At 36.5% G+C, this 19,882-nt stretch carries 17 protein-coding genes and 14 tRNA genes; 3 read left to right on the top strand and 28 right to left on the bottom strand.

What is annotated here, in order from left to right:
* Window positions 1-73 precede the first annotated feature (73 nt).
* The 21 genes from FW780_RS18630 to FW780_RS18530 all read right to left on the bottom strand — a co-directional run bounded on the left by FW780_RS18630 (window position 74) and on the right by FW780_RS18530 (window position 12,887).
* Window positions 74-149: transfer RNA gene (locus FW780_RS18630), tRNA-Leu, on the bottom strand.
* A gap of 372 nt (window positions 150-521) precedes the next feature.
* A tRNA-Glu gene (locus FW780_RS18625) sits at window positions 522-593 on the bottom strand.
* Between the two features lie 81 nt (window positions 594-674).
* Window positions 675-758: transfer RNA gene (locus FW780_RS18620), tRNA-Tyr, on the bottom strand.
* A 194-nt stretch (window positions 759-952) separates the two neighbouring features.
* Window positions 953-1,034, bottom strand: a tRNA-Cys gene (locus tag FW780_RS18615).
* Window positions 1,035-1,255: 221 nt separating this feature from the next.
* Window positions 1,256-1,327: transfer RNA gene (locus tag FW780_RS18610), tRNA-Asn, on the bottom strand.
* 4 nt (window positions 1,328-1,331) lie between these two features.
* Window positions 1,332-1,405 (bottom strand) — tRNA-Ile (locus FW780_RS18605).
* Between the two features lie 2 nt (window positions 1,406-1,407).
* Window positions 1,408-1,482: transfer RNA gene (locus FW780_RS18600), tRNA-Glu, on the bottom strand.
* 6 nt (window positions 1,483-1,488) lie between these two features.
* A tRNA-Pro gene (locus tag FW780_RS18595) sits at window positions 1,489-1,560 on the bottom strand.
* Window positions 1,561-1,627: 67 nt separating this feature from the next.
* A tRNA-Arg gene (locus FW780_RS18590) sits at window positions 1,628-1,701 on the bottom strand.
* A gap of 3 nt (window positions 1,702-1,704) precedes the next feature.
* A tRNA-Lys gene (locus FW780_RS18585) sits at window positions 1,705-1,781 on the bottom strand.
* An 8-nt stretch (window positions 1,782-1,789) separates the two neighbouring features.
* Window positions 1,790-1,857 (bottom strand) — tRNA-His (locus FW780_RS18580).
* Window positions 1,858-2,433: 576 nt separating this feature from the next.
* Window positions 2,434-2,562 (bottom strand): penicillin-binding protein, encoded by a 129-nt coding sequence (locus tag FW780_RS18575; protein WP_149835144.1) that lies wholly within the window; start codon window positions 2,560-2,562, stop codon window positions 2,434-2,436.
* Window positions 2,563-2,838: 276 nt separating this feature from the next.
* Window positions 2,839-3,861, bottom strand: coding sequence for a soluble NSF attachment family protein (locus tag FW780_RS18570; RefSeq protein WP_149835143.1), 1,023 nt, complete (start codon window positions 3,859-3,861; stop codon window positions 2,839-2,841).
* The gene (locus FW780_RS18565; protein ID WP_149835142.1) at window positions 3,854-5,551 is read right to left on the bottom strand and encodes a nicotinamide mononucleotide transporter; all 1,698 of its coding nucleotides are present in this window, start codon (window positions 5,549-5,551) and stop codon (window positions 3,854-3,856) included. Before FW780_RS18565 ends, FW780_RS18570 begins: the two co-directional genes overlap by 8 nt.
* Window positions 5,541-7,919: a hypothetical protein gene (locus FW780_RS18560; protein WP_149835141.1), complete on the bottom strand. Its 2,379-nt coding sequence runs from the start codon at window positions 7,917-7,919 to the stop codon at window positions 5,541-5,543. Before FW780_RS18560 ends, FW780_RS18565 begins: the two co-directional genes overlap by 11 nt.
* Window positions 7,910-8,656: a hypothetical protein gene (locus FW780_RS18555; RefSeq protein ID WP_149835140.1), complete on the bottom strand. Its 747-nt coding sequence runs from the start codon at window positions 8,654-8,656 to the stop codon at window positions 7,910-7,912. Before FW780_RS18555 ends, FW780_RS18560 begins: the two co-directional genes overlap by 10 nt.
* Window positions 8,629-9,762 carry an AAA family ATPase gene (locus FW780_RS18550; protein ID WP_149835139.1) on the bottom strand — a complete coding sequence of 378 codons (1,134 nt, stop codon included), beginning with the start codon at window positions 9,760-9,762 and terminating at the stop codon, window positions 8,629-8,631. The genes FW780_RS18555 and FW780_RS18550 overlap by 28 nt, the downstream gene beginning before the upstream one ends.
* A gap of 12 nt (window positions 9,763-9,774) precedes the next feature.
* Window positions 9,775-10,356: a DUF4919 domain-containing protein gene (locus FW780_RS18545; protein ID WP_149835138.1), complete on the bottom strand. Its 582-nt coding sequence runs from the start codon at window positions 10,354-10,356 to the stop codon at window positions 9,775-9,777.
* Entirely contained in the window at window positions 10,343-10,999 is a 657-nt protein-coding gene (locus tag FW780_RS18540; protein ID WP_167510756.1) for a hypothetical protein, read from the bottom strand. Before FW780_RS18540 ends, FW780_RS18545 begins: the two co-directional genes overlap by 14 nt.
* Before the next feature lie 349 nt (window positions 11,000-11,348).
* Window positions 11,349-11,738 (bottom strand): VOC family protein, encoded by a 390-nt coding sequence (locus FW780_RS18535; protein ID WP_149835137.1) that lies wholly within the window; start codon window positions 11,736-11,738, stop codon window positions 11,349-11,351.
* A gap of 6 nt (window positions 11,739-11,744) precedes the next feature.
* Complete coding sequence (locus tag FW780_RS18530) at window positions 11,745-12,887, bottom strand: acyltransferase family protein (RefSeq protein WP_149835136.1); 1,143 nt, start codon at window positions 12,885-12,887, stop codon at window positions 11,745-11,747.
* Window positions 12,888-12,996: 109 nt separating this feature from the next.
* On the opposite strand from FW780_RS18530, the gene FW780_RS18525 reads away from it, so the two are divergent.
* Together FW780_RS18525 and deoD are read left to right on the top strand one after the other, a co-directional pair.
* Entirely contained in the window at window positions 12,997-13,869 is an 873-nt protein-coding gene (locus FW780_RS18525) for an AraC family transcriptional regulator (protein ID WP_149835135.1), read from the top strand.
* Between the two features lie 77 nt (window positions 13,870-13,946).
* Complete coding sequence (gene deoD / locus FW780_RS18520; protein WP_149835134.1) at window positions 13,947-14,657, top strand: purine-nucleoside phosphorylase; 711 nt, start codon at window positions 13,947-13,949, stop codon at window positions 14,655-14,657.
* A 60-nt stretch (window positions 14,658-14,717) separates the two neighbouring features.
* On the opposite strand, the gene FW780_RS18515 is transcribed toward deoD, so the two are convergent.
* The 7 genes from FW780_RS18515 to FW780_RS18485 form a co-directional block, all read right to left on the bottom strand.
* Entirely contained in the window at window positions 14,718-15,503 is a 786-nt protein-coding gene (locus FW780_RS18515) for a TatD family hydrolase (protein WP_149835133.1), read from the bottom strand.
* 117 nt (window positions 15,504-15,620) lie between these two features.
* Window positions 15,621-15,694: transfer RNA gene (locus tag FW780_RS18510), tRNA-Val, on the bottom strand.
* A gap of 3 nt (window positions 15,695-15,697) precedes the next feature.
* A tRNA-Gly gene (locus FW780_RS18505) sits at window positions 15,698-15,769 on the bottom strand.
* An 8-nt stretch (window positions 15,770-15,777) separates the two neighbouring features.
* Window positions 15,778-15,848: transfer RNA gene (locus FW780_RS18500), tRNA-Ser, on the bottom strand.
* Between the two features lie 10 nt (window positions 15,849-15,858).
* Complete coding sequence (locus FW780_RS18495) at window positions 15,859-17,223, bottom strand: SDR family oxidoreductase (protein ID WP_149835132.1); 1,365 nt, start codon at window positions 17,221-17,223, stop codon at window positions 15,859-15,861.
* A 159-nt stretch (window positions 17,224-17,382) separates the two neighbouring features.
* On the bottom strand, window positions 17,383-18,033 hold the full coding sequence (locus FW780_RS18490; RefSeq protein WP_149835131.1) for a hypothetical protein: 651 nt from the start codon (window positions 18,031-18,033) through the stop codon (window positions 17,383-17,385).
* Window positions 18,034-18,036: 3 nt separating this feature from the next.
* Complete coding sequence (locus FW780_RS18485; RefSeq protein ID WP_167510755.1) at window positions 18,037-18,750, bottom strand: DUF434 domain-containing protein; 714 nt, start codon at window positions 18,748-18,750, stop codon at window positions 18,037-18,039.
* A gap of 270 nt (window positions 18,751-19,020) precedes the next feature.
* On the opposite strand from FW780_RS18485, the gene FW780_RS22675 reads away from it, so the two are divergent.
* On the top strand, window positions 19,021-19,860 hold the full coding sequence (locus FW780_RS22675) for a DUF4822 domain-containing protein (RefSeq protein ID WP_241676943.1): 840 nt from the start codon (window positions 19,021-19,023) through the stop codon (window positions 19,858-19,860).
* Window positions 19,861-19,882 lie beyond the last annotated feature (22 nt).

Genomic DNA, 19,882 nt, shown 5'->3' with positions numbered 1-19,882 from the left:
GCGATGATTGATAAGTGATGAATTGCCTGGCAATCATTGATCAATTATCATTAATCTCTTATCGTTTATATTTTGGTACGGGAAGAGGGACTCGAACCCCCAAAAGCTTGATCCTAAATCAAGAGTGTCTGCCATTCCACCATTCCCGCAGCGTTTTTTATAAATAATAAGTAATTGGTAATGAGTAATATTTTCTCTTTTGATTATTACTTATTTCTCATTGCTTATTACTTATCGTATTGTGTTTAGGTTTGAGAAAGCTCTGTCTGTTTATAAACTATGCCTGCTAGTGTTTGTAAAGATCTTCTGCGCTTGACAAACCTTTCTCATTTCCTAATGTATTTTGTTTAAAAAAAGTAAAAGGCTGTCTATTTTTATTGACTAAAGATCTTCTGCTCTTGACAGACCTTTTTCTCTTTTCTTCATTTTTTTATGTGAATGGTAACTGGTCAATTTTTAAAAAAAATCTGAACTTTCATGGTATTATATCAATTCAATATTGACCAGCTATTCACATCCAGTACTCTATAAGGGAATCGAACCCTTGTTTTCTGCTCGAAAGGCAGGCGTCCTCACCGTTAGACGAATAGAGCTTTAATCCACTGACCAGGAATCGAACCTAAACAACAAGAGTACATTTCCTGCATGCTGCCATTACATTATCAGTGGTTGGGTGGAAGTAGTAGGATTCGAACCTACTCAGCAATGAAGCAACAGATTTACAGTCTGCCCCGACTCTCCAACTTCGGCGTACTTCCGGATTTTTTATGAGCAATAAGTAATTCCTCATTTTTCCTTTCAAAAAAGAAAAGGCTTGTCTTTATTGAATGTTTGATTAAAGATCTTCTGCGCTTGACAGCCTTTTTCTTTTATTAATAAAGGATATTCTTTGCTATAGATGATAAAAGATCATTGATAAAAGATTCTTATACCTTCTATAGTTTTTACATTGAGATGGTTATGGGATTCAAACCCACTCAGTTTACACAACGGTTTTGCAGACCGCCCCGACTCTTCCACTTCGGCGAACCATCAGATTAAAAAAATAAAGTCTGTCTTAATTTGTTTGATATAAGAACTTCTGCGCTTGACAAACTTTATTTTTACCTAAAAATTTATAAATGATATTCTTTAATTTTTAATTAATCCGGAGAGAAGAAAAGCCTGTCTGTATTTTCCGTGTTTGGCGTAAAGATCTTCTGCTCTCGACAAACTTTTACTTTTTCTCCGGAAACAATTAACAATTAGTTACCTGCGATTTTGGAAAGACTCGAACTTTCAACTTTCGGTTTAACAGACCGATGCTCTGCCATTGAGCTACAAAATCATTGTAATTTCGGAAGGACTCGAACCTTCAACCTTCGGTGTATCAGACCGACACTCTAACCACTTGAGCTACGAAATCATTGGTATTCCATAAGGGGATCGAACCCTTGTCGTTCGGTAGAAAGCCGAATGCACTTACCACTATGCTAATGGAACAAATTGTCTGGAAAGCAAGATTCGAACTTGCGACCTCCCGCGTCCAAGACGGGTAAACAACCACCGTTATCTTTCCAGCTTTGGGTTCACTTCTGTTTCTTTTCCGGGAGACAGCCGGATTGGAAAGTTTCCATGAACCTTTCTGTGATTCCGAGAGGACTTGAACCTCTAACCCTGGGTTTAGAAAACCCATGCTCTATCCAGTTGAGCTACGGAACCGCTTGGTAATCCCAGAAAGATTTGAACTTTCAACCCCCGGTTTAAAAGACCGGTGCTCTAACCAATTGAGCTATGAGATTTTATATTTTGGGTATCTCCGGGGATCGAACCCTGTTCTCCGGTTCCACAGACCGGCGCTTTACCAAATAAGCTAAAGAAACCATAAAAAAAGCGCCTCTTTTCGGGAGGCGCTTTCATATATTTTAACGTAAGAGATCATTAGCTGACCCACGTATATAAGCACCTTTTATCCACAATTTCACTTTCAAGAATACACGCAACACCTGTCGGCTCCTGTCCGAATAGTCTTGAATATCGATTGAATATGTTGTGTAACTGTTTCATTTTATTTTTGTTTGTTTCTAAATTATTTTTAATTGAATCCTGAAAACCTGTTGCTTTCAATTTTCGGTTGCAAAGTAAATATGAATTTTTGGAATCCGCAAATAAATTTTCAAATTAAACCATTGATAATCAACTGATTATATTTAATTTTTGGAATAGAAAATTCCTGTCCGCAATATTTTGCAGATATTCTAATTACCTAAATGACTGTCTCTCATTGGGTTGCTTATCACTCTATTTTATCGTATTAAAGTTTCATTGTTTATTAAAAAATTTTCATGTTTATGGTTATTTTTTTTCATTCTAAATAATTTCTGACCTAAAAAACAAAAAACGCCTCGAAAAATCGAGGCGTTTCTGTTGTATTTTGATTAATTTTTTACAAGTTTACAGTAAATAATTTCCAAAGTCAGCACATTTCGCCTCATTCCATATCACCTCATCACGTCCGAATAATCCTTTATTAGAAGGACTTCCGAATAGTTCTGCATTGATATGTGCTCTTTGTATTGTCATAATTTTCTAGGGCAAAGATAAATCTTTTTTGGTATTATTTTATAAGATTCACAATCTCTGGAAGGTTTTGGATACGCAAAGGCGCAAAATATTATTAAAAAAATCTACTTTAAGGCGCGAGGATTTTATCTCCGATAAAATTTAATACCGATAATAATATTGTTCTGAATAATGCCATAATTAATAAATCATTGCTGACAATCTTTGATTTTTGGGTGTCTTAAAATTATACACAAATTTATAAGACCTTCGTCTTTGCGGTCTTCCAACAAAAAACTAATTCCTGAACATTTTATTTCTTCCTGTCTTGAACCTCGAAATATCTTTCAGAATCACCTCATCATCGGGGTTAAAGTATTTCAGTTCATTAACAATTTCTGAGCGGGTGGCTACTTTTTCAGCAATGATTTCATAGGCTATGTTTCTGGTTACCGTTTGCAATTTCGGATCTTTTTTGAATTCATATTTCAGAGCCTCCAGATAAGTGATCTTTTTGTGAGTTGGAGTTTTTTGATATAAATGCTGTATTTCTGATTCCAGTTTTTTAACATCAAAGATATTGGCAAAATAGTTATTCAGACAATTGAAAGCATCTCTGTCTTCTTCCCAACCTTTCAGTAGTACTTTTTGTGCCTCTTCAGCTTTTTCCATTTTTTTACGGTATACCAAAGAAGCTTTCACCATCTGATTATTGATTGTATAGTCATCTGCCACTATTTGATAGTAATGGTGGGCATTTTTAAGATCATTGATTTCTTTATAAAGGTCACCAACTTTTTCTTTCTGCTCCATTTCTTTATAAAGGTCGATTGCCTTTTTGTACTGCTTTGCTTTTTCATAGCAAACTGCTGCATCAGATTTATTGTTCAGTTTCTTAAGATATACTACGGCTGCCTCGTTGTAGAATCCACCATTTTCAAGTGTTTTTGCACCTCTGTAATTATCCTGGAGCAGATTCATATAAACTCTGGCTGCTTTTTTATAATCGTTTTCAGCAATATATTTTTCGGCGAGTTCTTCGTATTTGCTCCGGATTCTGTCAAAAAGTGAATTTTCAAGATAGAAACTGCTGCTTCCACTGCCTTTTCTTCCTGCTGAATGTCTGTTGTTTTGTTCTTTATCTTTTAAGGAAGTGATCACAAGAAGAATGATAAAGGCTACAATTAAGAAAATGCCTAATGTGCCAACCACACTCCAGAAGCTTTCATGAAATAGCTGGGCAACAATTCCGATGACCTTAAACATGGCCAGCAGTACAAATGCGGCCATAAATTTGTCTATAAATTTCTGTTTATTCATCATCATCGGAGTTTAAAATAGTTTTATCTTCTCTGAACAAGCGATAAAGGAGCAGCATCACACAGATCACCATAACCCATACAAACCAGTTGTAGCCAAACATTTTTACCAACGGATAAAATAGGTACACCAGCATCGCTACAAGGATTGCTATTAAAATAAATTTCACCCATGCAGGTACATTATCACCGCCAAGGTTTAACGATTTATTTTTAAATAAGAACAAATACAGTCCTACTCCTGCAATCATCAGGATAACCATATACATAATATCTGAAACCGGGGCTTTTTTCTCCAATGGAGTTCCTTCTGAACCTATCCCTTTCACTTTGGATTTGTCGATGGAAGCAGAAGAAGGATCTATGATATCCAATGTTCCGTAAAGCTTTCCCAGGGAATCCGCCATCAAAGCTTTTCTCTTTTTCAGCAGGAATTTTACGACTTCTCCGTTTACAGGTTTTCCTTTGGTGTATTGTTTCAGGGAGTCTGAAATTTTACGTTTCAGTTTTTCGGTGTTTTGTTCAAGATGTTTTGTGATCTTTTGGGTATAAATGGTTTTAAGAGAGTCTCTGCTTTGTTTTTCTTTATTCACAAGCTTTCCGATGTCTCTTCCTATTTCACTTACATCTCTTCCACCGGCTTTTTTATAATTTTCTTTGTCTTCTTTTGTTTTGGATTCTATGATCCCGGCATGAATAAGCTCTTTGGACAATTCTTTTCTTTCCTGATGATATAGAGAGTCTATCTTCAGATCAATTTCCGAAATTCCGGACTGGAAAGCAATCATATCGGAAGGTGCTTTTGCAGCATTGTTTTCAATTTTTCCGGAAGAGGCCGCATTTTCTTCCTGTTCTGTGTTATTTTTATCTGAAGGCAACGCAATCTTTAAAACTATAGCCGCAATAATAACTGCCCAGAATATTCTGCGAAAATTTTTTGTTCCTGCACTTTCTGTTTTACTTCCGGAACCTCCTCCAAATAATCCTTCCAGCCAGGTAAACTTGCCAAAGCCATCTCCTCTTGATGTTCCCATTACATCCAGAGAAACGCCCAGTTCTACTGCTCTTTCAGGATATTTTTCAATGTATTGTAAGTACTTTTCTATTTCTTTTTTATTTCCGGCCATCACTTTTTTAAGGTCAAATGGTAGATTGTTCATCCATTCTTCCTCGGTTTGCTTTGGCTGTAATGCTTCCATCACTTTTTCGTCATCTATTTCAACGGTATAGCTTTCAATTTTTTGAGGAATTGAAACTCCATTCAGTGGTTTTCTGATGTTTTCGTCTATAATATCAGGCTGTTGAATTAATGAAATCCAGTCGATCTCTTCGGTTAGTTTTACCAGTCCGAATTCAGGATGCATTACCAGAAAACGGGAATCAAGCTGTGCCCAGTCTTCCGGATTTATTTTGGGGTAAAAAGTCGTATTTTCAGGGATAAAAAGTCTGTTATCCACACATTGAAAATAAGTGTTCCTACCTATTTCCTGCGGAGCATCATTAGTAAAAACAAGGAAACAACCGTACAAGACATTGGGACTGTCTGCCGGAATTGCATAAGATCTTACCTGGCTTAAATTAATTCCAAGGATTTCCATTTCCTGAAGCCATACCACAGGTGAAGAGCCTCTGATCAAAAGCCCCTTTTTGGGATAATTATTTTTCGGGAAAGGTTTTATTCTAAGCTCCATAATCCAAAATCTGTTCTATAAACGGTTTTAAAAACCTGTCGCACATATCATCTATTGTTCTTACTTTCAGCAGGGCATGTTCCGGAAGATAATATTCTGATCCGCCGAATTCTGTATAGGTTGCCAAAGAGAGAAATCCATGAGCTGTGGAAGGAATAAAAAATTCTTCAATACTTTTGCTGCTGCTTCGGAAAGTCAGCATTCCGCGTGAATCGGTGATAATTTCGCTTCCATCGGGGAATGTAAATTTATTTTTGTTCTGCTCAGCAAAAATTTTAATATCATACTTGTTTTTGGAAAAATCCAGTGTATTTTCTGAAGAACTGTACAATTCATGTCCGGAAATAACCAGATTTTCATATTGATTGATTCCTATTTTGTTGAAATTATTGATAATCTTCAATCCGCTTCCTTTCAGTTTAGCAACTTCGGCTTCGGCTTTTATATTATTTTTTTCAAATTCTTTTTCTTTTCCGGTAATAGGTTCTACAGAAATATTTCCATCCCTGTTTATTTTATAATGGGTGGAATTGTCCGGATGATGGAGATAAAAACTACCTCCAAAATAGATAAGTTTATAGGACTCCGGAATATTCATTCCTGTAAGATTCTGCTCAGAATATTCTCTTGTATTAAGATTAAGTTTTGATATTAATTTTTGCTCAGACTGATACTGACACAGAATAAAGTGCTGCTGTTTGTTTTTTGCCAGGGCAAACTGTCCTTTCGGTTTTATGGAAATGTTATCAAATAAAACTTCACAGCCATGATGTGTTTTATAGTAATCATAAGAATGTTTGTCATAATAGTTATCAGAAAGATAAGTCTTCAATAACTGCTTTTTGGAACTCAGAATGAAAAATTCTCCTTCATATAAAAACTTAGCGATCTTATTAACCGGAGTTGGAAATAAGACCGGATAGTTTTGTGGAAGATCTGTTTTCTTTCCATTGAAGTTATGAACGGACTGTTTTTGTTGTGGCGGATTGGCCCACAGCTCCTGCAATGGAAGTTTTATTTTCTGAATATGTTTTCTGGCTCCTTTATGATGTTTGTAAAAATTAATTTCACCGTCTGATGTTGTAGTCACCAAAAACTTAAGTCTGTCTCTGTTCTGATGTACAACCCTCTGAATTTTTTCATCCTTCATATTCTCCTGATGGGTAATGAAGAAAACTTCAATATCCTTTTCTGAATGGTGTTCATTAAAAAACTTTTCCAATGCGTCTGAAACTTCCAGAACCGGGCTCACCTGATTAAGGTTTTCAACTACTTCTTCCACTTTGTTAAGCGCAATCGGAACACCAGCCTGCCCTAAAGCAAAAACTTTACATTCAGAATGGGCTTTCGGATGTTTGATAACAGCAATTGCAGAGGCAAAAGCCAGCACTTTTGGAGTTCCCCAGTTTCTGAGGGAGGTATCAATCAGAATAATTCTTTCAAAAATATTTTCTTCAGGCGGAATTTCTCTCTGAATGTAAAGCGCTTCATTATTGGCTACCCGATTCATGAAGACGTCATCTTCATTGGCAAACTCGGAAAGAAGCATCCTGTGAAAATCACCTTTGTTGGTCATATCTGAAATTCCTCCGATAGGCTGTTCTCCGGGAGACAGGTGGCGCATTGGAATTTTCAGGCCGCTCCATATTCTTTTGATCAGGCTTCCCACCTGAAATGTCTTAGGTTCTTCAATTAATTCTCTGATAAAATCTTTATCGGTATCCGCCGTTGTTTCTTCTACTATGACCTCATCATCCAGCTCAGGTTCATCAACAAGACCTTTCATCGCATCAATGATAGATTGTACTGAAGGAAATTTCTCATTCAGATTTAAAGCACTTAAATCTTTGTTTAAAACAGATGGACCAGCATGTTGTTTTTCTGCACTGGAAGCCAGCTCTTGTGGCCGCTTATAATAGATTCTGATATTCGCTTCAGCATTCACTGAAGATATTCTGTTGTGGCCATTGCTGAATAAGGTCTGTAGTAGTACAATTCTGTTTTGCTTCTGCTTATAAACATTGGGAAGTGATTGTATTTTTTCAAGAAATTCAATTTCTTTTTCTGCATTGAAATCAAAATTTCCAATGCTGTAAAACTCAGCAGTACGTCTCAATGGTCCGGCAAAATCAATATATCCGTCCTGCATCGCGTACAATACCATAAGCAATGCCCCAAATGGAGGCCAACCCTGCGGCTGAAGCTCTTTGAGAATCTCCATCACATAAGGCCTGTAAGCTATTGCTCCCACTCCCGGAACCGAGAGAAGGTTGTTGTCATGATACCCGGAATCACCGGGAACATCTTCATCAGTTTTCCATTCCCAGAAATAATTTTCATAGGACTGGAAATAGGCCTTTAATTCCATTCTCTTGATTTTTCTGTAAGACGGAACGAGCTTATGGACAAAGGGCGGAAATCTGTTTCTTTTATTAATAGATAGTTTCCATTTTCATCCCAAAGCAACCATCCTTCAGGTTGTTCTTTATTATATTTCTGCTGTAAGACCGTACTTAGATTTTTAAATTCAAAATCCAGACCGGCCGGCAGTAAATGGTTATCTTTTGTCCAATATGTCTTCCCGGGAAAACTTAGCAGGGGAAGTCCTAAAAACAGAGCTTTATCTCCCAGCAAAGTCCACTTTATTTTCTCCAGCTTAAACTTAGGTAATGTTGTGATACTTTCTTTAATATCATCAATATTGCTTAATAAGGCGATAACCGGTTGCTCTTCAGTGCTATCTTTTAATTTTACTTTAATCTGTTCCTGAATTCCAAAATAGTTTTGATTGGAAGGTGGAAAAGTAAGCTGTAATGCCTTGTCTATAGGTATCCAAAGCAATGCTGTCCTCATTTTTTTACTAGGAACCAAAGCTTCTTTCCTGAATAAAAGTCCCTCCCGAAGTTCATACAGAATAAAGTCCGGCAGCTGTTGTATTTCCGGAGCTTCTGTCTGTTCATCGGTAAAGCCCTTCAGCCAGAGTGTATCTTCATCCACTGCGATCTGAACGTTTTTCCAGTCCCGGATTGAGCCCAGAAAATCTTCATCAGCACGGGGAAGTTCTGCCCAGAATTCTTTTAAACGCTTTGAAGGATCTTCTGCCATAAGGTTTCAATTTCTTGCTGAATATACTGCTTCTGTTCCGGATTTCTGATCCAGTCACAACGGGTCTGCAGGTATCTCAGTTTATCTTTTATTACATTCTGTTCTTCAAAGCTCAACATTCCGCCATTCCATTTTTCCACAAGAATTGTCACATCTTTCATGACTTCCTCAGGATTGGGAGTTTTGTTGTGCATCGCCTGAGGATGGGAATCAGGGTGATCATCTTTCTCTATGGTCCTGTTGATAATACCTTCCAGAATTTCAATCTGTTCTTCTGTATCCCAGATGTGTTTTAATACCCAAAGGTCAGAAAGCACCGCTTCTTTTCTTCCACAAATCAGGGCACTTGCAGCAATCAGGTTCTGAAGTTTCACTGCTCTACGGTCTGAAATAGCAATTCCTGTATTCCGAAGACTCATAATGGTATTCAGATAAACTTCATAGATGGGTTTAAGGTCTATTGTTCTGCACAGATTCTGAAGCTGTCTGATCTCATCAGCATGAATTTCCGGAATTTCCGTTTCTTCTTCGTTTTCCAGTTTTCTTCCGGCTAAAAGTACTTGTTGTAAGAGTTCCGGATTAACGTAATCTACATTAATTCTTACCAGAAAACGGTCAAATAACGCGTTCAATGCTTCATCTTCGGGAAGTACGTTACTTGCTCCTACAAACATCAGTGCAGGTAAATGTTTTGTTTCTTTTCCTCTTTTAAAGATTTTTTCGTTGAGCGCCATCAGAAGTGAATTCAGAATAGCAGAGTTGGCATTGAAGATTTCATCCAGAAACACCATGGAAGCTTCAGGCATCATACCTTCTGTATTGGTTAGAAGTTCTCCTTCTTTCAGTTTTCTGATATCAAAAGGTCCGAAAATTTCGTTCGGTTCTGTGAAGCGGGTTAATAGATATTCAAAATTTTTTCCGTCTTTTACTGTTTTCGCCAGGGTTCTTACAATAGCCGATTTTGCCGTACCCGGAGGCCCGTACAAAAAAGCATTTTCTCTTGCCAAAAGACATATTCCCAACAGATCTACGACATCATTTTTGCCTACAAAAGTTTCTTTTACGTAATTAAGAACTGTATTGAGTTGATTGATATTCTGGTTCATTGTTTTAAAAAATTAAAATTTCCACCACTTTTTCTTTTGGGGTTTCTCTTCTTCTTTATTTTCTTCCCGATCATTTCTTTTGCTGAATGAAAAAGCAAGTCTCTGATAAGGATCTTTGATATCGAAGTATAGCTGCGTTCCATCATCGAGTGTAAGTGCATCCATAATCTTATCTCCATCTTTAACCAGATTCTGTGATACATCCTGTTTATTGAGGTGATGTCTTATCAGATCCCTTTCATCGGAAATTCTGGTAATAATATACGGAGAATCTTTGGTTCCGTCTCCTGTCTTTTCAAGGCATTCAAAAATAATCTGAGCGATTGCCACCTCGATATTTCCTCCTTTTTCATCACCCAATTCCTTGTATGCAAAATATTTATAGATATGGGCTCTGGGACTTAGTAGAATATTGACATTTACATATTGGATAACATCTTCAAATTTCCCTTCATTGAGTAAATCCTGTATGTTTTCAATATCTTCCGAATACGGGTCATATTCGGGATCATTAATCACCAGTTCACGACACTTCAGGAAGGTTTCTTTTGTAGGGTCAGTTAAAAATTCAAATACATTGTCATACGTTTTCATTATGGTCTTCGGTTATAGTTTTTAGTTCTCGCCAGAATGCGTCTTTATGTATTCCGAATTCGGCTGTTATCAGTTTATTAATGAACGGAATTTCCGCCAATTTATAATCTTTTTTTTCAACAATTCTTTCCAGATATAATTTTCTGTAGGTTTTGTCCTTCAATTCTTCCTGCCAATTTACATTTTTCAGGTCAAGATCATACCCTATTCCTGAATAGTGAAACTGTACGAGAATATTTTCCAGCATAGGGATCAGAGTATCTTCGGGATCTACTGTATTTAAAGCAACAATCACCTGTGGCAAAAACCTTAGTGACAAGTCTGCGGATAAGACAGAAGAAATATCCCTTGTTCCTTTAAACTCAGGAATAAGATTTCCAATATTTTTTTCAGTATTTTCTCTAATGAGATAAAGCTGTGCGCTGTGATAGAGAATTTTTGCGGCCCATACGGCAGTTTCTTTGTTGCAGATCAGTTGATCGGATAGAAACTCAAGCCTTTCTTTTTCAAATTCTGTTTCAAAATACACTCCTGCTTCCGCCTCTTCCTGAGGGGAGATTTGCTGTAAGCTTGAGAAAAGAGTAATACATTCTTCCTTACGAAGCAAAAAGATCGTGTCTAAAAACGGTGACTTGGTTTCCATGATCTAACAAAAATAAAATTATTTCGCTGAGAATAAAATTTTTGTGGGGAAGATTGATGTTAAATGTGGAATTAAATTGTTGGAAAACGCAAAGGCGCAAAATTTAATATATGCAATGTAGTAAGGCGCAAAGATTTTATCTTCGATAAAATTTAATACAGTGAACTATAATTCTAATAAAGCAAATCATTACGAAATATCTTTGCTGAAATCTTACATTGAGCGAAGTCGAAATGTTCTTGCGCCTTAAAACAGCGGAATGTTTAATATCTTTGCGCCTTCGCGTTTCCAACCCGTTCATTTATTCTGAGAAGACTGTTTGGTTGCTGAAATTTCTCGCAATGACAGTCTAGGCTACAATTTCAATGATATTATTTTCAGGATCAAGGATTACACTTTCATAATAACCGTCTCCAGTAGTACGAGGTTCTCCGGCAACGGTGTATCTGTCTTTTCTCAACCTCTCCGTAAGTTCATCTACTTTTTCTTTGCTGTCTACGGAAAATGCGAGATGAATAATTCCATATTGTTGGGCTTCATAAGAGTTTTCGCTTTCTCTGATATCCGGTCTTGTCATGATTTCAAGTCGGCAGCCATTATTAAAACTTAAAAAATAAGATTGAAAATTTTTGACAGGATTATGGTATTTTTCATTGGAAACGGCTCCAAAATATTTCTGGTAAAATACTCTTGATTTTTCAAGGTCTTTCACCCAAATGGCAATATGTTCTATTTTCATTTCTTTTTATTTTTTTGAAATTAATTTTTGGTTTAACCATTTTCTTACAGGGACATCGTAGAATTTCATAAAACAGTATGCTAAAATCATTGAAATGGATACAGTTATGAATCCTAAAATCCATGATTGAGGTTCTTCCAGTGTGTGTTTTCCATTTACAACCCAGGCCATATAGACATACACCAATGGGAAATGGGTGATATATATCGGGTATGAAATATCTCCTAAAAACTTGCAGAACCGGTTTCTTTTTTCATTGGTAACTTTTCCTCCTGCTCCCAGCAAAATAACAACCGGGAACATAATCATTAAGACAAAACATTCATAAAAAGCATTCTGCCAATGAGCAGTAGTTCCTCCTAAACGGGGAAATGCAAATAAAACAATCAATAAAATACTGGTTGTAAAAAAAGCATTTTTTGTAAATTTCAATGAAACTGCTCTTGCCAAAAATATTCCCATCAAAAAAGGAAACGCTAACCTTGTAAAACCTATTTTCATCTGTGTGGCATCATCAATAGACCAGCCTCCGATGATATCGCCATTTGGGTTTGTAAATGCATAATAGATAGTAAACCCGGCTGAAATCAACACCAGAATTCCTAATACGATTTTGGAAACTCTTCTTAGCACCAAAGCATACACAATATTGGCGATATATTCAAAAAAAAGTGACCACGACGGCCCGTTCAAAGGGTGCATTTCATTCCAACCTCTGATGTCAAGACTTTTACCTACCGGAATAACCGTCATTCCAATGAACATTACCAATAATAATTTCCAAACAGGAGTAGCGGAAATCCCGCCCCATCCCAAACCTTCAGAGTGTTGAAAATAGAATAAAACTGCCCCTACCAAAGAGCCAATAATGATCATCGGCTGTAATCTTACAAGACGACGGATAAAAAAGTCTTTCAACGTCATGTTGTTCCATCGGTTATCATAAGCATAACTGATCACATATCCCGAAAGCATAAAGAAAAAATCTACTGCCAGATATCCGTGATTAATAATCTGCTTTGTATGATCTCCATTGGAAAACGTTTCAAAAACATGGAAAAATACAACCATGATGGCAGCTACACCACGGAGGCCGTCAAGAATTTCATAATGAGGCTTAGACTGAGAAACAGATAACGTTTGATTCATACTTTCATAAAGATTTGATGCAAAAATAGAAGGTCTTACTTCAAAAAGTTTGTTCTATATTTTCCAATCATTGTCTTATATTTACATTATTGTGATTATTATTTTTTTAATGAAGCAAAATTTAAAATATTATCCAAAAGCAAGAACCCATACTTTTCATTTCGATCATGTTCATATCAAATGGAATCAGCAGGTCCCATTACACCAGCAGGAAACCTGGGAATTGTCTTATATTATAACAGGAAGCGGTGTAAGAATTATTGGTGATATTGTGGAAAATTTTTCAAAAGGTGAAATTATTCTGATTCCTCCCAACATTCCGCATTGCTGGTCTTTTGATGAATCTGTTTATGACAACGAAGGTAAAATTGAGAATATTACAATTGTTTTTGAAAACGATTTTTTAGAAAACTGCAAAAATATTTTCCCTGAACTGATGAACAGTATTTCTGAAATTCAAAGCAATGAAAATGCGGTTTCTTTTCAAAATGAACTGTTAGAAAGGCTTCAGACCTTAATGACTTCCATGATTGAACAGAATAGTATTGAAAGACTTTCTTCTTTCATACAATTATTGGAATTAATTTCTTATTGTAAAAAAATGCAGATTGTTGGAAGACCTGTTTCTGAAAACAAAAAAGAAAAAAAGCTGCAGGAAATATATCTTTTCATTTTAAATAATTTTCAGCGGAATATTACCCTGGAAGAGATCTCCAGATCTGTAGGAATGCAAAAATCTTCATTCTGTGTTTTCTTCAAAAAAATGACCGGAAAATCTTTTTTCACCTATCTGACAGAATTTAGAATTGAGTCTTCCTGCCAAATGTTATTGAAGACAAAATTGTCTGTAGCAGAAATCTGTATTGCTTCGGGGTTTAGTGATATTCCTTATTATAACAGAGTTTTTAAGAAAATTAAAAATATTCCTCCAACACAGTTCAGGAAGAATGCAGAACCCATCAGTACCTCCGAAATGCAATAGATAAAAAATGATATGATACCGGATTGTCTGTTCACTATTCACATATTTGCTATCTTTGTCCCATTCAAAAAAACATTATGAGTATTCACATCAGTGCAAAAAAAGGAGAAATTGCTAAAGTAGTATTGCAGCCGGGGGATCCGCTTCGCGCACAGTATATTGCTGAAAATTATTTAGAAAACGCTAAACTGGTAAGCAAAACCAGAGGTATTTTTTATTATACAGGTCTTTATAAGGGTAAGGAAATCACTGTAGGAGCTAGTGGAATGGGATTCCCAAGTATCGGGATTTATTCTTTTGAACTGTTTACAGAATATGAAGTAGATACGATCATCAGAATCGGGACTTGTGGTGCTTACAATACAGATCTTAAACTTTTTGATATTTTAAATATTGATAAAGCAGCCAGCGAAAGTACTTACGCCAAATATGCATGGGGAATTGAAGATGAAATTCTTCCTCATCAGGGGAATATCTTTAGCACCATCAATGAAACGGCTAAAGAATTATCATTGAATGCTAAGGCAATCAACATTCACAGTAGTGATATTTTCTACAGAAAAGATCCTGCAACTCCTGAAATTGCTACAAAATACAACTGTCCTGCAGTAGAAATGGAAGCATTCGGTTTATTTGCCAATGCTCAACATTTAGGAAAAAATGCCGCGACTATTCTTACGGTAACGGATATCATTCCTACCCATGAAAAGATCTCTGCTGATGAAAGAGAAAAAGCGTTGAATCCAATGATGGAACTGGCTTTGGAATCAGCAATAAAGAGTTTATAAGAAACAAAAAACAATTCTGTTTATAAAAAAAGAGCTTTACTTCATCAGTATAGCTCTTTTTTATAGTCTGAAAAAACTTCTGCTCGTTTCTGTGGTTTCCTCTGCCACTTCGGAAATGCTGATCTTCTTCAGATGGGCAATTGTTTGTGCTACAAAGGGCAAAAAAGAGGGTTCATTTCGCCTGTTTTGCATTCTGGGCATATTTTTCGGCAGCATAAAAGGGGCATCTGTTTCAATCATCATTCTGTCAAGAGGAATATATTTTATGACATCTTCGAGGTGCTTAAATCTTTTTTCATCACTGATTGCTCCAGTAAATCCTAAATAAAATCCTTTATCCAGATAAGTTTTTGCTTCGTTCAATGTTCCGGTAAAACAATGTACTACTGCTTTTGGTAATTGGGAAAGGTACTCATCTGTGAGGTCATTAAATCTTTTAAATGCAGATCTTTCATGAAGAAAAAGCGGCTTATCAACTTCTATTGCAAGCTCCAGTTGGGCTTTGTAACATCTTTCCTGAATGGGTCTCGGAGAAAAATCCCGATCAAAATCCAGTCCGCACTCGCCTACTGAGATCACATGATCTTGTTTTAATAATTTCCTGAGTTCACCAATACTTTCTCCGGTAAAAGATTTGGCATCGTGAGGATGAATGCCGGCTGTTGAATATAAAATTTCAGGATATTCTTCTGCTATTTCAGCAGATTCTTTGCTTCCTCTTACGCTGGTTCCGGTGAGAATCATATGTTCTACTCCCTGGTCCAAAGCGCGGTTGATAATTTCTTCGTGTTCATTATAGAACTGTTTATTGGTCAGATTAATGCCAATATCAATATAAGTATTCATTTTTTTAATTTTTATTATACATTATTTTCTTAGGGAGATAAGCGTGATTCGAACACGCAACAATTCTGTGCAGGAATTATTTTTCCGTTTAAACTATTATCTCCATTGTTTATATTGGGAGTACAGCAGGATTTGAACCTGCAGCTCGGCCGTGTTGAGGACGTATTCTTCTCCTTTTGAACTATATACTCCTGTGAAACGGGCGGGATTCGAACCCGCAACCTCTCGCGTGGAAGGCCAGTATTCTTCCTTTGAACTACCGTTTCTATGATTGGGAGATAAACGGGATTCGAACCCGTAACACATTTTAGCAAAATGTATTTTTCCAATTAATACTATTATCTCCATCTGGATATTACCAGGTATGAACTTTATAATTTTTCAATAAAACTCCGCTCAAGTAATTTCCTTTTATCCCTTCTACAACAGGGTGCAGAATTCTGGCTGCCCCATCCACAGAATCTAACGGCGGAATGTAACCTATCTCAAACTGTTTTTTTCTGAGACTTTCCTTAGCTCCTGTAGAAATCCATCCTACGTCTACCGCAGTCATGTAGATCTGGTCATTTTCAAATTCTTTTGCAGAAGTAAGTGTCATCATATTCAGAGCGGCTTTTGTCATATTGGTATGCGGATGAAAAACTGTTTTATTTCCATAGCTGAAAATTCCTTCTGATGAGGTGACATTAACGATAAATTTTTCTTTAAACGACGAACTTTTCATCAAGGGTTTCAGTTCTTTAATCAGGAAATAAGGTGCAATATGATTGATGAGGTTTACCTCTACCAGTTCATACATAGAAATTTCTTCCAAAGTAGAATTCCAGCTTGTTTTATCTCTGTTATCCACCGGTTGCCCAAAACGGTTAAGCGCAACCTGAGTTTCTTCATTGTGAGCATATTCGAGTTTTGCTGTTTCACTGGAAATCTCCGTCTGATTCGGAATCAGAGTATGGATATTTTTAAATTCTACCAGTTTTTCTTTTTCACGTTTTATAATTGGAAGATAATATTCATCAGGATATTTTATTGTTTGAGCCGCATTATTGATCAGAATATCCAGCGTATCAAAATTAAATTTATAAAAGTCTATAAAATCCTGAATCGCCTTTAGGTTTCTTAAATCCAGACCATATATCCAGAGTCTGTCTTTCCAGCTGCTATAATCTGCCTCCTGCTGCATCAATTCCAGTGCGAGTGCCGGAAAACGGGTTGTCAAAACCAAATTGGCCCCATTTCTCAATACCTTCAATGCGGTGGCGAAACCAACCTTCACTCTTCCTCCTGTCAGGATTACGTTTCTTCCTGCAAGATCTGCCGTTTCAAAACGTTTTTCATAGTTTTCTGTAGCACAGACAGGACATAATCTGGAATAAAAAGAGTGTGCATACTGGTAGCTTTGGTTACAGCAGTAGCAGTTTTTGGGAATCTGAAGTTTTGTGAACTGTATTTCTTCTTTTTCATTATCATAATAAGCAGAAACTCCCGCCAATGCCTTCTGCATCAATACAGAATTGGAATTTACAGCCAGATCATGAGACTTCATCTCAGAATAATTTTCATGACGGCTTTGTTTTTTGGCGTTCTTATGAATCTTCGTAATTAATCCTGAAAATGTTTTATTATCAGGGTTCAGGAAAGGTTCTTCCTTCAGAGCATTCAGAACCTTGAGACATGTTTCCCATTCTTCGGTTGAAAATTGTTGATCTGATTTGTTCATAGCTTCTGTTTATGTCTGCAAAATAAGAAACATAGTACGCAATGTTTTTACGTAGTAGAAAAAGAATGAAAAAAGATTAAAAATACAGATGTATGCTTACTATAATCTATCTGTGAGAGTTTTTATTTCACCACAGATCTCGCAGATGTTTACGGTTTATTATTCATTGATAAATTTTTCCAGAAAGCCGATTAATTTTGTTCCTCCATGGCTCCAGCGAATGCCGTGGCCTTCTTTTTCCCTGACTTCAAAAACCAGCTCATGCTTGTAATGGAAGAAAACATTCCACCAGGTTCTGTTATCAAGGATATCATGAATTTTTACCATTACTTTTTCCTGTTTATGCTGATTGTTTCCTTTGATTTCTCCCCAAAAATCATCATCCATTCTTCCGATATGTTTTTCCCATGCTCTTTGTGCAATGGTAATTTCGCTATTGAAAGGCTCCTGACAGGCATTGATAAGGGTTGATTTCAAAGGAGGAACTGCATTTTCATCGCGGATGCTTGCTGAGGTTAATCTTTGGCCCAAAATATTCAGCCAATGCTCAAACGGAATTGCTTCCAAAAGTTTTATTTTCACCTCATCTGAATCATTACTTTCAAGAATGGTAATGAATTTTTCAAAACTTTCCTGTCTGTCAATGATTATTTCTTCATTAAAATACGGCAGATGCAATTTTAAAGTGTTCTCTTTAAACTTCTGAATATTTTTTTCCAGGATTTCCAGATGTTCCTGTTCTAAAATCGCTTTGTATTTGTCTTTCCATTCTTCTGAAAAAAAGGAAATACAGGAGGCAGACAGCTTCATATTTTATATCATTTTAATCAGATTAACAGGAAGTTTTTCTTCTCTGATCAAATAACCGATTAGGTTAAACCATTCTTTACAGTGATCCAGAATCCAGGCATCAGAGGAAATAACGATTTCTGAACTTTCCGCTAAAAATTTATCGGGATTATATTGCAGATCACCTTCCCAATTGAGCTGGTGTTGTTCTGCAAATTCAAGAATGATCTGCTTAATTCTTCCACTGTTGGAAACCGGTTTGTCAAAGATCCAGACAAGCTTATTAAGCTGATTCTTTCTGTAAAAAGCAGCAACCAATTCTACCGCTCTTAACGTCTGATTTACTCTTTTATACGTCCCATGAACTCCGGAAAGGTCACGAAAACATCCATCCAAGCCTTCAAATATATAAGCTTCGGAAAGTAGACTTTCTAACAGGATCAGGACATTAAAACCATCGAGGTAAACCGTTTTTCCCTTTAAATCTGAGGTTTCCACATGTTTCAACCCTCTGTTGTAAAGTTGTGAATCTGATGCTGATGCTCCCCGTAAAGCCTGTATCTGACGGGTTTTTAATCTGTATCTATTTCCAACAAGTTCAGAAGCTGCTTTTTCCGGATACTCTCTGGTGAGAAGATACCGCATATCCTCAACGCCCAGCTTCAGTTTACTGATCTGCTTCTCTGAACCGAACAGGGTATCATCACCCGTGTTTTTTCCGCGGTTTCTGTTATTCATACTCAAAAATAGAATTTTTTATCTGAGAATATTAAAACCACCCCGTCAAAAATTCGTTGAATTTTTACCACCCCTCCGGAAGAGGAGAATTACACCATTCAATACTAATATTCGTCATAAATATTGATATTATTAATAGAAATCAGCATCAATATCATTTCTTTCATTCTAGTTTATGATCTGTTATGTTTTCTACAACAAAAGAGATGTTTTGTACAAAGTTTTGATATTTATTAGGAATAAGTTTGCAAAGACTTAAAAAATACCCTTATGAATACCCTGAAAAAATTATGTTATCTGTCTGCAGCTATATTGTTATCAGCATCTTTCATTTCATGTTCAAGTGATGACAATGAAATTATTATTGAACAGCAGACTCCCTCACAGGTACTATCATCTACTCCATGGGAAACTACCGGAGCGAAGGATAAAAGTGGAAATAGTGTTGCCCTTACTGATGCCAGTGTTGCCGGATATGTAGGTTTTGCATACTTTAAGGCAGATGGAAAGTTTGCCATCTATAATCTGACTGATGTATTGAGATCAATGGGAACATGGTCTGTAGATGCGCAGGGAAAAACAAGAACTATTGCCGCATTGAACCCTGATGGGACTACTATTTTCACCCGTGATGTTGAAATTCTTGTTTTGAACAGAAATGAATTCACGTACAGAATCCGTCCTAACTCAAGTGATCCTTCTGTGTATTATGACATCATTCACACAAGAACTTCTCATACGGAACCAACTAACGGACAAATTACTTTAGCTTCCACTCCATGGGAAACAACCGGTGCTAAGGATAAAAGCGGAAATAATGTTGCATTAAATGATCCGAGTGTCGCAGGATTTGTGGGATATTCTTATTTTAAAGCTAACGGAACTTTTAAAATTTTCGGATTGAACGATGTGTTGAGATCTGAAGGAACATGGTCTATTTCTCCGGATGGGAAGAAGAGAACACTTACCACTCCTACTTTTACACGTGTTGTGGATATTTTGCTTCTAAACGAAACAACGTTCACCTACAGAATTACTCCTGATGCGAGCAACCCAACTGTATTTTACGACATCATTCATACGAAGGTAAACCATAAGGAACCTTTGTAGTGATTATTTTTTTTGATAAGAA

Origin of the sequence: Chryseobacterium sediminis, assembly GCF_008386505.1 — a bacterium.
Taxonomy (GTDB): domain Bacteria; phylum Bacteroidota; class Bacteroidia; order Flavobacteriales; family Weeksellaceae; genus Chryseobacterium; species Chryseobacterium sediminis.
Note: the sequence above shows the minus strand (reverse complement) of the source record. Positions and strands in the feature narration are given on the sequence as shown.